This window comes from Lacisediminihabitans sp. H27-G8, from assembly GCF_046156175.1.
GTDB lineage: Bacteria > Actinomycetota > Actinomycetes > Actinomycetales > Microbacteriaceae > Lacisediminihabitans.
This window is the reverse complement of sequence record NZ_JAYLVL010000006.1, coordinates 18,892-31,904: the sequence shown is the minus strand read 5'-3', so window position 1 is coordinate 31,904 and position 13,013 is coordinate 18,892. Positions and strand designations below refer to the sequence as shown.

General features: G+C 66.5%; 15 protein-coding genes. 9 read left to right on the top strand and 6 right to left on the bottom strand.

Going from position 1 to position 13,013, the window contains the following annotated elements; all coding sequences use genetic code 11:
* Positions 1–4: 4 nt before the first annotated feature.
* The 5 genes from VLI63_RS16180 (at position 5) to VLI63_RS16160 (ending at position 3,760) form a co-directional block, all read left to right on the top strand.
* The gene (locus tag VLI63_RS16180; protein ID WP_409157893.1) at positions 5–811 is read left to right on the top strand and encodes an MBL fold metallo-hydrolase; all 807 of its coding nucleotides are present in this window, start codon (positions 5–7) and stop codon (positions 809–811) included.
* Between the two features lie 245 nt (positions 812–1,056).
* Positions 1,057–1,398: an ArsR/SmtB family transcription factor gene (locus VLI63_RS16175; protein ID WP_409157892.1), complete on the top strand. Its 342-nt coding sequence runs from the start codon at positions 1,057–1,059 to the stop codon at positions 1,396–1,398.
* Positions 1,399–1,409: 11 nt separating this feature from the next.
* On the top strand, positions 1,410–2,393 hold the full coding sequence (locus tag VLI63_RS16170; protein WP_409157891.1) for an SRPBCC family protein: 984 nt from the start codon (positions 1,410–1,412) through the stop codon (positions 2,391–2,393).
* Between the two features lie 320 nt (positions 2,394–2,713).
* Entirely contained in the window at positions 2,714–3,259 is a 546-nt protein-coding gene (locus tag VLI63_RS16165; protein ID WP_409157890.1) for a lysostaphin resistance A-like protein, read from the top strand.
* 360 nt (positions 3,260–3,619) lie between these two features.
* Positions 3,620–3,760 carry a hypothetical protein gene (locus VLI63_RS16160; RefSeq protein ID WP_409157889.1) on the top strand — a complete coding sequence of 47 codons (141 nt, stop codon included), beginning with the start codon at positions 3,620–3,622 and terminating at the stop codon, positions 3,758–3,760.
* 40 nt (positions 3,761–3,800) lie between these two features.
* Here VLI63_RS16160 and VLI63_RS16155 read toward each other — a convergent pair whose 3' ends face one another.
* From VLI63_RS16155 to VLI63_RS16140, 4 genes are read right to left on the bottom strand one after another with little or no spacing between them, the layout of a single operon-like run.
* Positions 3,801–4,283: a heme-degrading domain-containing protein gene (locus tag VLI63_RS16155; RefSeq protein WP_409157888.1), complete on the bottom strand. Its 483-nt coding sequence runs from the start codon at positions 4,281–4,283 to the stop codon at positions 3,801–3,803.
* A 10-nt stretch (positions 4,284–4,293) separates the two neighbouring features.
* Positions 4,294–4,746: an NUDIX hydrolase gene (locus tag VLI63_RS16150; protein WP_409157887.1), complete on the bottom strand. Its 453-nt coding sequence runs from the start codon at positions 4,744–4,746 to the stop codon at positions 4,294–4,296.
* On the bottom strand, positions 4,747–6,756 hold the full coding sequence (locus VLI63_RS16145; protein WP_409157886.1) for a prolyl oligopeptidase family serine peptidase: 2,010 nt from the start codon (positions 6,754–6,756) through the stop codon (positions 4,747–4,749).
* 46 nt (positions 6,757–6,802) lie between these two features.
* Positions 6,803–7,567: an SDR family oxidoreductase gene (locus tag VLI63_RS16140; RefSeq protein WP_409157885.1), complete on the bottom strand. Its 765-nt coding sequence runs from the start codon at positions 7,565–7,567 to the stop codon at positions 6,803–6,805.
* A 128-nt stretch (positions 7,568–7,695) separates the two neighbouring features.
* Here VLI63_RS16140 and VLI63_RS16135 point away from each other — a divergent pair, with 128 nt between their 5' ends.
* From VLI63_RS16135 to VLI63_RS16120, 4 genes are all read left to right on the top strand, one after another.
* Entirely contained in the window at positions 7,696–8,172 is a 477-nt protein-coding gene (locus VLI63_RS16135; RefSeq protein ID WP_409157884.1) for an NfeD family protein, read from the top strand.
* Positions 8,169–9,206 carry an SPFH domain-containing protein gene (locus VLI63_RS16130; RefSeq protein ID WP_409157883.1) on the top strand — a complete coding sequence of 346 codons (1,038 nt, stop codon included), beginning with the start codon at positions 8,169–8,171 and terminating at the stop codon, positions 9,204–9,206. The genes VLI63_RS16135 and VLI63_RS16130 overlap by 4 nt, the downstream gene beginning before the upstream one ends.
* 135 nt (positions 9,207–9,341) lie before the next feature.
* Entirely contained in the window at positions 9,342–10,130 is a 789-nt protein-coding gene (locus VLI63_RS16125; protein ID WP_409157882.1) for a glycerophosphodiester phosphodiesterase, read from the top strand.
* Positions 10,131–10,250: 120 nt separating this feature from the next.
* Positions 10,251–10,616, top strand: coding sequence for an RNA polymerase-binding protein RbpA (locus VLI63_RS16120; RefSeq protein WP_185203708.1), 366 nt, complete (start codon positions 10,251–10,253; stop codon positions 10,614–10,616).
* 47 nt (positions 10,617–10,663) lie between these two features.
* On the opposite strand, the gene VLI63_RS16115 is transcribed toward VLI63_RS16120, so the two are convergent.
* Positions 10,664–11,407 (bottom strand): polyprenol monophosphomannose synthase, encoded by a 744-nt coding sequence (locus VLI63_RS16115; protein WP_409157881.1) that lies wholly within the window; start codon positions 11,405–11,407, stop codon positions 10,664–10,666.
* Entirely contained in the window at positions 11,400–12,983 is a 1,584-nt protein-coding gene (gene lnt / locus VLI63_RS16110; protein ID WP_409157880.1) for an apolipoprotein N-acyltransferase, read from the bottom strand. Before lnt ends, VLI63_RS16115 begins: the two co-directional genes overlap by 8 nt.
* Between the last annotated feature and the right edge of the window lie 30 nt (positions 12,984–13,013).

Below are 13,013 nucleotides of genomic sequence, written 5' to 3'. Positions count from 1 at the left end.
GGCCGTGCTCACACGGATTGCGGAGGCCGTCTTCGTGCACGACAGCGGGTTCTGCCAGAGCAACACGGTCGTCGTTCAGGGTGCGGCCGGCGTGCTGGTCATCGACGCGGGGGTCTTCGAGGGCGAACTGCTCTGCCTCGCCAACGACCTGTCTGAGTTGGGCAAGGTCGTCGCGGTGGGTTTCTCCACGCATCCGCACTGGGATCATCTGCTCTGGCATTCCGCGCTCGGCACGGCGACCCGCTACGGTACCGCGGGGTGTGCGGCCACGGCCGAGGATCGGTTGTCTGGCGGGGTGCAAGCAGTGGCTCAGGCCGCCGGCATCCCCGAGCACGTGCCACTGGAACTGCTCGGCAACATCACGGGGCTGCCAGCCGACGCGATGCAGATTCCCTGGGAAGGCCCGCGGGTGCGGATCATCGAACACCGCGCTCATGCCCCGGGCCACGCCGCGCTCGTGGTCGACGAAGCCGGAGTGCTGGTCGCCGGTGACATGCTCTCCGATGTGCTGATTCCGATGCTGGACCTGAACGGCCCTTCCGACCCGATCGGGGACTACCTGGCTTCGCTTCTGCTGATCGAAGCCGAAGCTCGTGATGCGGTCGTCATCGTTCCGGGCCACGGATCGGTCGGTGGCGGCGAGCAGATTCGCGCCCGGATCGATCGGGACCGGGCCTACCTTCAGGCTTTGCGCGACGGCGCAGAGCCCGCCGACCCGCGGGTCGGACCGTCGGCTCAGCCCGGATGGGAATGGGTGAGCGACGTACACCGCGGGCAGCTGCACCGCCTCGCCCAGCATGGCCTCGCCTAGCGAGGCTTCGCCTGCGCGGTAGGGGCGGCCCCTGTCGGCCGTCGACCGTTGTCACGTTGCCGGTTGTCCCAAAGGCCGGCGCTCGTCGCTGCGAAGTCTGCGGACTGGGGTCTCGGTATCGCGGTACCGCCTGCGACCGGGTTCCCGATACGGTCCTGGCGCCGATACGGTCCTGGCGCTGTCACGGTCCTGGCGCCGACAAAGACTCTTGCGCCAGTCGGCGACGCGATGTAATCTACAACCAAATGGTTGTACAACAGGAACTCAGCGACGACGAGGTGAACCGGATCTTCCGGGCACTCGCCGATGCGACGCGGCGCGACATCGTCCGCCGCACCCTGGTCGAGGAAGTCTCGGTCTCGCAGCTCGCTGACGCGTACGCCATGTCGTTCGCGGCCGTGCAGAAGCACGTCGCCGTGCTGGAGGAGGCGGAGCTCGTGACGAAGCAACGGCGAGGCCGGGAGCGGATGGTGCGGGGCGACCTCGCGCGTATCCGTCAGGCACAGCGCCTGCTCGACCAGTTCGAGCAACTCTGGCGCTCGCGAATCGACCAGCTCGACGCTCTGCTCGACGAAGACAATCACTAGAAAGGCGCATCATGCCCGTCACCTCCGTCGAGAAGGATCTCGACCAGCTCACCATTACCGTCATCGCGGACTTCACGGCGCCGATCACCCGGCTCTGGGATGCGTACATGGATCCCCGCCAGCTCGAGCGCTTCTGGGGTCCGCCCACCTACCCGGCGACCTTCCTCCGTCATGACGTCGCCGTCGGCGGGCGCAGTGTGTACCGGATGACCGGCCCCGCGGGCGACGAGCACTGGGGCTGCTGGGAGTGGACGCAGGTGGATGCTCTCCGCTCATTCGAGGTCGTCGACTGGTTCGCGGATGAATCGGGCGCTCCGAACACGGGCCTCCCGGCCACCCACGCGAGTTTCGCGTTCGAGCAGACGCCGACCGGATCGCGGCTCACCACTGTCTCCCGCGTCGACTCCCTCGAGCAGCTCGAGCAGCTCCTCTCGATGGGGGTGCTCGAAGGCACCCGCGAAGCGATGTCCCAGATCGAGGCCGTGCTCGCCGACCTCGCCGAGTTCGCCGCTAGCCGTGCCGCGGAGGCACAGATCCTCAGCGACACGCAGGTGCGGGTGGCCCGCGTCATCCGGGGCACCGTCGATCAGGTCTGGAATGCCCACAATGACGCCGACCTCATGAAGCGGTGGCTGCTCGGCCCCGACGGGTGGACGATGCCGGTGTGCGAGATCGCGGCGAACGTCGGCGACAGCTACCGATACGTGTGGGAGCCCGACGGTGGTGGCGAGGGTTTCGGCTTCACCGGCGAGTTGCTCGAGAGCGAGCCACCACACCGCGCGGTCACCACCGAGGCGATGATCGGTATGGACTTCCCGGCCACGCTCAACGAGCTCACCCTCACCTCCGTGCAGGGCGGCACGCTGCTCTCGCTCGTCATCACCTACGTGAACGCCGAGATGCGGGATGCGGTGCTCGCCACAGGAATGACCGATGGCATGGAGACGAGCTACGCGCGGCTCGAGGGGTTGTTGGAGGCGAGTGTCAACGCCTAGCCGGCAACGTCACTCTGGAGGTGCGGCGCATGTCCGTGCGGGCGCACCGGTAGTCGCTCAGCACGCGGGGAGGCTGCGCCGTGACTGCGTCGAGCGGCGGTCGACGCCGCCCTGTTTCCTGTCCTGAAGACCGAGGCGTCCACGGCGATGAAATCCGCAGTCCCCGGTCGGGCATCCCGGGGTCCCGGTGTCCGCATGCCTCGGCGCAGGGAATGTAACGGCTCGCGGAGTCGAGACAGATGTTCCTATGCACCGCGTGGGTACAGGAACTAGTTTCTTACTTATCGTGAGTACTCCACGCCCCGCCACTGGAGGAACCTATGACTGAGTTCATCCTCTATTCCCTACCCTCGGTCATCTATTTCCTGGTCCAGGGACGGCGCAGGAGGCTCGGGCCGCGCGAGGCCGCGAGGCGCCTCGGCCTCACCCTGAGGTCAGGTCGGTCATATGTGTGGGCGTTGGCGCTACTGATCCCTCTCGGTCTGCTTGGCTATGCGGCCATCGCCCTGATTCCCACCGGCGCACTCTCGACGCCCGGCATGTCCGTGGCCCATGTGACTTCGGACTTGGTCGCCGTGAATGTCATTCTCCAGACGCTGGGTGAAGAGATTCTATTCCGTGGCCTCATCGGGGGAGTCCTGCTTCGGCGCCTCGGATTCGGCCGGGGCAACGTGCTCCAGGCGATAATCTTTCTTGCGCCCCACCTGGTGCTTTTGCTGGTGAACGCTCAGCTGTGGCCGATCATCCCTGTGCAGTTCATTACGGGCTGGGTGCTGGGCTGGCTGCGCTATAAGTCGGGAAGCTTTCTCCCCGGAACCCTCGTTCATGCGGTCGCGAATATCGGGTCGGGTCTCATCGCGGTCTGAGATGAGGGAAAGTACCGTCGGGTGGCCAAGCGACGATTTCGACACCGCGCAGTCGCCCTGAATGTGCGGTGTCGTGAGAGTAAGTCTTGGTCAGACAGGCAGTCGGGATCTGGCCTCAGCAGACACGAGCGCGGTCGGTTCGGATCGGGCGCGGGGCGAAGGCCAACTCAGCCCCCCATCAGAGCCCGCTCCTTGACGCTTCTGCCGACCTCGGGGGAGTGACCCGATCTGGAGCCTGCGGCTGTTCTCGCGAGCTTAACGCGTGCTACTTGACATAATGTGCATTATCAGCGATTCTCGCGCTCCAAAACCCCGGTCTCTGTGCCCGGACGCCGTCGCCGGATCAGCGATACTTGAACCATGTCATCGTTCTTTTCGCTGGTCCTCTATGTCGGCATCGCAATCCTGACCGTGATGGCCGCGCTGGTCGCGGTCTCTGCGATCATCGGCATCGTCGTGGCGTTCTCTCCGACGCTGATCACCGGATTCCTGCAGTCCTAGCCGCCGGCTCCGTTACTTGACATAACGGGAAAGCCCGTCGCTACTGCTCGCCGAGGTCGAGCAGACGCTCGATCGCCTCCACCACGAGACGGTGATCTGCCAGCTGGGCGAGCCCCGAAACGGTCACGGTGCCGATGAGCCCGGAGTCGCGGATGTTGATCGGGAACGATCCCCCGTGTGCCGCGTACAGAAACGTGTCGTTCCATTCCCGCGCTTCGAACGGCGCGCCGGTCGCGCGGTGGCGGAGTCCGACGAGGAACGAGCTGTTTCCGAATCGGCGCACCGTGCGCACCTTGCGCTCGATCCACTGGTCGTTGTCGGCGGCGGTGCCGGCCAACGCGGCATGGAAGAGCTGCTGGTCGCCGCGGCGGATATCGATGGTGATCGGATGATCGCGTTCCGTGCCGAGTTCGACCAGGATGCATCCGAGCTCCCAGGCATCCGCGTTGCTGAAACGGGTGAACACCAGTCGCTCTTCTTGCGCCTCGATCTCGGCGATGAGCCCGGCGGTATCTTCGGTCATGGGGAGCCTTTCAGTGGGGCGGCAGCTGGCTGCGGATGAGGTCGAGCAGTTCCGGAGGACGAAACGGCTCGGTCGTGTCGGCGAGTTCGGCCAGTGTCCACCAGCGCGTCTCGAGCACGTCGAGCTGCTCCTCCGCGGTCCAATTCTCTCGCGACGGCTCGAATTCCGTGGTGCGCAGCACGTAGTACTCGGCGTGGCCCGTGTCGTGGTCTCCGCCGGCGTAATCCGGCACGAAGTCCTGCGTCCACACCGGCGTTCCGAGGTCGGGGATGTCGAGCCCCGTCTCTTCGAACAACTCGCGGCGGGCACCCTCGGCATGGCTCTCCCCTGCCTCCACTCCCCCGCCGGGAGTGATCCAGCGCGTCTGCTCGGCCGGCACCGATCCGACGGTCAGGTAGAGCAGGATGCGATCCCGCTCATCGAAGACCAGGATGCGAGAAGTGAGGCGATGTCGATTGTGCACTCAGGTCCCCGGGTTCGCCACAGAAGGCAGGTAGCGCGCCCACCACTCGAGCACCGCGTCGAAGCGCTGGAGCCGATGCCGTGGGCTCCCGCTCCGGCTCAGCTCGTGGTTCTCGCCCGGGAAGATCAGGAGTTCGGTGTCGACCCCGTTGCGCTTCAGGGCGGCGTAGAAGCGTTCTCCCTGGCTGAGGGGGCACCGCAGATCCTCTTCGGAATGGATCACCAGGGTCGGAGTGGTCACCTGCCCGACCAGTGCCTGGGGGCTCTGCTGTCGCATGAGCTGCGGGTCTGTTCCCGTGTATTCGTCGCTGAAGAAGGAGCCGATATCCGAGGTTCCGACGAAGGCCTCGGGGTCGAGATAACCCCGCTCCACGATGGCTCCGGCGAAACGGTGGTCATTGGCGATCGTCCACGCCGTCAGGTAGCCGCCGTAGGAGCCGCCCATCACTCCGACCCGCGCCCCGTCGAGCATGGGGTGACGCGCGAGGGCACCCTCCAGAAAGTCGATGACGTCGGTGAAATCTACCGTGCCCATGCGCTGGCGGATGGCGCGACCGTGGGCCTCGCCGTAGCCGGCCGAACCGCGGGGGTTGCACATGACGACGGCATAACCCGCGTCGACATAGACCTGAGCTTCGTCGAAGAAGGAGACTCCCCACTGCGTGAATGGACCGCCGTGGATCACCAGGAGCACAGGATGCGGCTCCTCCTTGTCGATCGGCGTCAGCACCCAGCCGTGAACCTCGCCTCCGTCGCGCGCGGTGACGGAGAGTTCCTCCAGCGGGGTCACGCCGACGTTGCGCAGCGACGCGGAGAAGTCGGTGAGCGGACGCAACCCGCCCGGGGTGACGAGACCGAGCTCGCCCATCGACGCGGGCGCCGTGTAGCTGACGACGATCACGTCTTCGACAGCATCTGTGCCGTGCACCTCGAGGTCCCCGGTGACGATCGGCGACACCGTGCCGTCTGAGGAGATGCGAAGCAGGTGGACCCTGCCGCGGTCGAGAGCGTGCACGAGAGCTCCCTCCCCGGTGACCAGGAGTTCGCCGTCGAGGTCGGTGGTGGCGGGATCGGTGAGCTGCCGCGCCGACTCCCCCCGAGCATCCGACACCCACAACTGCTCGCCGCGGCCGACGAAGTCGACGCCGTTCTCGCCCAGGTCACCCCCGGTGAACCACAGTTCGCCACCGGGACCGTATTCGACGCTAGAAATGCCGCAACGACGGTGCCGACCGGTGACCTGGATGGTTGTCGGAACCTCGTCCGCCGGGGTCGTGAGGTCGATCTCGAAGATGTCGTTGGCGAGGTCGAGGTCGCGCTCGGCGTGGCGAGCCGACACGACGGCGATCTTCGATCCGTCGGGTGAGAATGCGAGAGCTCCGTGGTCGAAGTCACCGTCGGTCAGTCGTCTCGGCTCGGGAACGCCGGCGGAGATGTCGGGCTTCGGATTCTGCGCCGAGGGAGCGGTCGCGTAGGGCGGTTCGCCATCCACGCGGGGAACCTCGACGAGGAAGACGTGGCGACGGCGATCGGTCGTGTAGCCGAATCCATTCGAGCGGTACTTGAGCGTGGTGATGCGTCGCGGGGGTTCGGCGCTCGGGCCGAGGTTCGTGACCGTGCCGTACCGACCCTCTTCCGCCACCGCTGCAGTGAAAGCGATGGTGCGGGAGTCCGGTGACCAGCGCCAGGCGTCGATACCGAGCTTCTGGTCGGTCACCTGGAGGGGCTCGCCGCCGTCGGCGGCCATGATGTGCAGCTGGCCGGAACCCTCCCCCGGCGATCGCACGAAGGCGAGCAGGCTCCCGTCCGGCGAGAAACGCGGGCTCGAGTCACTGACGCCGCGCGTGATCCGACGAGCTCCGGAGCCGTCGAGCATCACGCTCCACAACTGGCCGACTGCGCGATCCGCATCGAGATCGGGCCGCGAGACGGCGGTGACGGCACGCGTGCCATCCGGATGGATCGTGGGGCGGGAGACACTGGACAACAGGGGAAGATCTGAAGGCTTCATCACCTCCCATGCTAGCCACCGTTGCCTCCGCGGCCTCGGCTGACGATCAGGCGGTGCCGAAGTCGCTGACGTCGCCGACGAGCCTGGTGTGGTCGGCGGGGATCGGCTCGACCGCGGCGGCGGCGATCTCCGCGGCGAACTCGCTCACGTTGTACAGCCGGCCGGCCGAGTCCTTTCGCGAACTGATCGCCCCCGGATTCGCCCGCTCGAGCAGCGTCGCGGTGATGGTGCCCTCGATCATGTCACCGGATACGACGACGAAACCGATGCCCGCGGCATCCAGCGCCGGGATCATCTCGAGAAGAGCGTCCTCGCCCGCGCGCTTGCTGAGTGCCACCGGGAGGTATTCCGGCATCATGGGGGTCGAATGGATGAAATGGGCCTGGTGACTGGTCACGAAGACCACGCGGGACCCCGGACCCAGCAGCGGGATGGCCGCATTCAGCAGGTGCACCTGGGCGTCCCGATTGAGCTGAATGGCATAGTCCTCCGCCATGCCGGACTCCATGCCTCCGGAGGCATTCATCACGAGGATGTCGAGTCCGCCCATCTCGCTCTGGATCGTGTCGAACATGGCGGCGACCGAGGAGGGATCGGTGAGATCCGCGCCGATGGCGACCGCGGATCCGCCGGCCGCGACGATCTTGTCGACGAGCTTGTTCGCGCGCGCTTCCTTGTTGCGGTAGTTGATCACGACGCTCGCGCCGGCTTCGGCGAAGAAACTGACAGTGTCTGCGCCGATGCCGCGGGAGGAGCCGGTCACGAGGGCACGAAGGCCGTCGAGCGAACCGGGGGCGAGGGGATTTGTCATGGGAATACTCCTGGGTTCCGAGGTCGGTCGTGGCGCGGAGCCACGGGTGACGACAATAGCAAGATCAGGCGGTTTTCCGGGTGCTGGTGGTAGTTTCGAAGCACACGAGTCGCAAGGGGTGCAACGGGATGATCGTCGATTTTGTCACGATGTACGCCTGGATCTTCTGGGTCGGCCTTCTTCTTGTTTTCGTCATCGTCGAGGTGCTCACCGTCGATTTCACCTTCCTCATGCTCGCCGGCGGGTGCGTGGGGGGTCTCGTGGCTGACCTTCTCGGTGCGCCGTTCTGGGCGCAGATCCTCATCGCCGGGGTCCTGGCGCTGCTCTTGCTGTTCGTTGCCCGGCCCGCCCTGAAACGCGCGCTCGGCCGCACGTCCGACCAGACGCCGACGAACGTGGCGGCGCTGATCGGTTCCGGCGGAATGGTCACTACACCGTTCGTGGATGGACAGGGTCACGTGAAGCTCGCGAACGGCGAGACCTGGACGGCCCGCCTTTCGCAGGCCACCACAGATCGACCGGTTGATGCCGGTGAACGCGTCGTCGTGACGGCGATCGAAGGGGCGACCGCGATAGTGGTCCCCGCAGAAGGGACAGCACTGTGACCTCCGACCTGTTCGGCCAGATCATCCTCGTGATCGTGATCATCATCGTCGCGATCTTCGTCTTGACCATCCTCTTCCGGGCGGTGAAGATCATCCCCCAGGCCAGGGCAGGAGTCGTCGAGCGACTCGGCAAGTACCACAAGACGCTCATGCCGGGGCTCAACATCCTCGTGCCGTTCATCGACCGGGTGCGACCGCTCATCGATATGCGCGAGCAGGTCGTCTCCTTCCCGCCGCAGCCCGTCATCACCGAGGACAACCTGGTGGTGTCGATCGACACCGTTGTGTACTTCCAGGTGACGGATGCCCGCGCCGCGACCTATGAGATCGCCAACTACCTCGGAGCGGTCGAGCAGCTGACGACCACCACCCTTCGTAACGTCGTCGGTAGCCTCAACCTCGAGGAAGCCCTCACCAGCCGCGACAACATCAACGGGCAGCTGCGCATCGTGCTCGACGAGGCCACCGGCAAGTGGGGGGTGCGCGTCGGTCGCGTCGAGCTGAAGGCGATCGACCCCCCGCTCTCCATCCAGGACTCGATGGAGAAGCAGATGCGTGCCGAGCGAGACCGCCGGGCGCAGATCCTGACCGCCGAGGGCACGAAGCAGGCAGCCATCCTGCAGGCCGAGGGATCCCGGCAGGCCGCGATCCTCGAGGCCGAGGGCTGGGCGAAGGCCCAGGTGCTGCGCGCCGAGGGCGAAGGGCAGGCCATCACCACGGTATTCGGCGCCATTCACGCCGGTGACCCCGACTCCAAGCTGCTGGCCTACCAGTACCTGCAGATGCTTCCCAAGATCGCCGAGGGACAATCCAACAAGCTCTGGATCATCCCCTCGGAGCTCACCGAGGCGATCAAGAGCATCACAGCCGGTTTCGGGTCGAGCCTTGCGGGCATGGCGCCGGGCCAGTCGGCACCGACGGCTCCAGCAACGACGCCTCCCGCAGCGGCGCCTCCCGCAGCAGCGCCTCCCGCAGCAGCGCCTCCAACAGCTTCGGTCGTGCCGCCCGCTCCCCCGACCCCTCCCGCCGCGTAGCGCGCCGAGTCGCGCGGGGTGATGCCCCGCATCGTGGCTGAGTTGCACCCTTTTGCGGGCTGCGGACGCTAGGAACCCGCAAAACGGTGCAAGTCGTTCGATTCCCGCGCACAACCGAAGTGAAGCGAGGCGGCCGTGGCCGAAAGACGCGCAACCGAGCTCGGCGAGGGGTTCTTCGTCGGCCCGCTCCCCCGAGTGCTTGCGCACCGGGGACTGGCGACGGATGCTCCGGAGAACACTCTTCTCGCCTTCCTCTCCGCCCTCGCGATCGGTGTCACCCACCTCGAAACCGACGTGCACGCCTCGGCCGACGGTATCGCCGTCATCAGCCATGATGCCGACCTCGCCCGCACCGCCGGCATCGCGAGGCGCGTGGAGGAACTGGAGTTCGCCGAGCTGCAGGAAGTGGACCTCGGGAGCGGCCAGACGTACCCGAGCCTGGAAGAGGCGCTCCTGGCCTTTCCCGAGGCGCGATTCAACATCGACCTCAAGTCCGATGCGGTCGTCCGCCCGGCGGTGGACGCCATCCTGTCGGCCAGCGCGACGGATCGGGTACTCGTGACGTCGTTCGACAATGCGCGGCGGTTGCGCGCGGTTCGCGCCCTGCCGGGGGTCGCGACCTCGGCATCCGCGCTGCCCTTCGCCGGTGCCCTGTTCGCGGTCAAGCTCGGCCTGGTGCCGCTGGCCCGCCGACTGCTGCGCGATGTGCAGGCCGTGCAGGTGCCCGAGCGCCTGCGGGGCATCCACGTGGTCACGGCGCGCACGGTACGCCTCCTGAAGCGCGCGGGGGTCGAGGTGCAGGTCTGGACGGTGAACGAGCCCGATGACATGCGACGACTGTTGGATCTCGGCGTGGACGGCCTGATCACGGACCGGGCGGATCTCGCCCTGCCTCTTCTCACCGCACGCTCCGGCCCCATCTGAAAGCACGCTCGGGCGGCAGGGAGTAGACTGTGAGTTTGCTGGGATCGCCGCGTAACGGAAAGGTTACGCCCAGCTTGTGGGTTTATAACTGGTGATTGCATCGCGAGAGAGGACCACACAATGGCGGATCGCAGTTTGCGCGGAATGAGACTCGGATCCCAGAGTCTCCAGAGCGAAGAAGGCGTTACCTTCTCCCCGCGGAAAAAGAGTACGTACCAAGCCGCCGACGGCTCCACCTTCGAGGTGACCTTCTCGTCTGACGCGGAGATCCCCACAGTGTGGGAGTCCCCGAAGAGCGGTCAGGAAGGTCGACTTCTCGGCGAAGACGGGGTTCAGGTTGAACCCGAACCCTCCGACGCGAAGATCCCCCGCACCCACTGGGACATGCTTCTCGAGCGCCGCACACGTGCGGAACTCGAAGAACTGCTCCAGGAGCGTCTCGACTTCCTTCGGGCTCGCAAGGGACAGCACAAGATCGGCGCCTAGCGTTCGATCCGAGAGACCTAGCCGGTCGCCGCTCGCGCGGTGATCGGCTATTTTTCTGACGGCGGCTGCCCGCGCTTCAGCCTGCTCGGTCCGAAGACACCCCAGAGCGTGACCCGCAGCAGCGCCTCGACCACGATGCCGAAGTGCATCTTGGATCGGCCCGCCGCCCGCTCGATGAAGACGATCGGATGCTCGACCACGCGCCGACCCGCACGCTCCAGTCGCCAGGCCAGCTCCACCTGGAAGCAGTACCCCTGGGACGAGATCGAGGACAGGTCGAGGGAGAGGAGGGCATCGGCACGATACACGCGGAATCCCGCGGTGATGTCGTGGATGCCCGAGCGGAGCACCGCGCGCGAGTAGGCGTTGCCCGCGCGCGAGATCACCCGGCGGATCCAGGGCCAGTTGCGCACTGAACCCCCGTGAACCCAGCGGGAGCCGATCACCAGATCCGCGCCGCCGGCCGCCAGATCGATCATGGCCGGAAGGGCGGACGGATCGTGGGAGCCGTCCGCATCCATCTCGACGACGAACCGGTAGCCGTGGTCGAGGGCATGGGCGAAGCCGGCGAGGTAGGCCTGGCCGAGGCCTTGCTTGGCGAGTCGATGGAGCACGGAGATCCCCGGATCGGCGGAGGCGAGTCGATCGGCCAGCCGTCCCGTGCCATCCGGACTCGCGTCGTCCACGACCAGCACGTCGGCCTGGGGCACCGCCTGGCGGATGCGGCCGAGCACGGTCTCCAGGCTCTCGATCTCGTTGTACGTCGGCAGGATGATCAGGGTCTCAGCCACGACGTCCTCTGAGGTTCTCGGCGCCACGCCGGCGGGGTGCGAGCAGCAGGCCCACCACCAGGCTGGCGAGCCCGAAGCCGGAGACGATCCACTCGATCTGGCGCCCGGCGAACATGGCAGGAGTCACCGTTGTGCTGAGCGGCACCGTCTCCACCAGGGCCCCGCGCGTGAAGGTCGGCAGGGTGGCGATCTCGCGACCATCGGGTGCGAACATCGCGCTCACACCCACCGTGGAGTCATTGACGACGCTACGACCGGTCTCGATCGCGCGCAACCGGGCGATCGCGACCTGTTGCACGCTCTCATCGGAGTGTCCGAAGTCGGCGTTGTTGGTCGGGGCGATGATGAACTCCGCTCCCCCGTCGACCATCCAGTGGATGAGGCCGTCGTCCACGATGTCGAAGCAGATGGCCAGCCCCGCCATCGCCCCGTTGATGTCGAAGACATTCGAGCGCGTGCCGAAGGTGTAGTCGCGCGGCACCAGGTCGAACAGGCTCGGGGCGAGCGGGTACCAGAACGAGCGATTGGGCAGGTATTCGGCGAAGGGCACGGGATGGATCTTGTCGTACTGCGCGACCGAACCCTTGCCGTTCTCCCAGAGCAGCAAACTGTTGAAGGTCTGGCCCTTCGCGTTCTCCGTCACGGTACCGGTGACTAGCGGAGCCTTCATCTCTTTCGAGACGAAGTCGAGGGTCTGCGCCGCCTGCTCGTTCCTGAGCGGGTCGATATCGGAGGCGTTCTCCGGCCAGACGATGACATCCACCTTCTTGCCGAGGATGGGCACTGTGGCCTGCAGGTGGTCGTCCAGGCTGTCACCCGGCTGGATCTGTGCAAAGAGGCCGGAGTTGGAGTTGCCCTGAACTGCGGCCACGCGAATACTGCCGGACGAGAGCACGGGCCAGGCGGGGAACAGCGCAGCGATGAGAAACGCGGTTGCGGCGATCATCCCCCTGGTGGTCCAGCGCACCCGTCCCGTTCGCACCGCCTGGAGCAGCACCGCGGAAAGGAAGGCGATGACGAAGCTCACGCCGGAGATTCCGAGCCAAGCCACGAGCGGGGCGAAGGTGCTATCGGACTGGGAGAACGCGAGTCGGCCCCAGGAGAAGCCGCCGTAGGGCCAGACGCTGGTGATCGCCTCACGCAGCACCCAGAGGCCGGCCAGCACCGCAGGGAGGCCGATCAGCTGCGCGCCGTGCCCCGACCACACCCGGGGCACGTGCCGCCAGGCCAGGGCCATGAGCACGCACCCCAGAGCGAAGAAGACCGCCTCGAGCCCCGCGAGCGCAAGCCACGGCACCGGTCCGAGATAGACGGTGAGCCAGAGGATGTGATTGCCGAAGAATGCGAAGCCGCCTACGAATCCCACCAACAGCGCCGACCGCACCCGGCGACCCACGAGGGACCAGAACATCAGGGCCGTGCCGACGAAAATGAGGGGCCACCAGCCGAGCCCGGGGAACGCCGCCGCGTTGGTGAAGCCGGACAGCGCCGCGACCAGAAGGGCAGCGGTGAGGGGAAGGGGGCGCGACAGCCATCCGGGGACAGCCCCTCGGCGGGGTGGGAGGCTCGAACGCACCCGTCAAGCCTAAATGGCTGTCACCGTGCC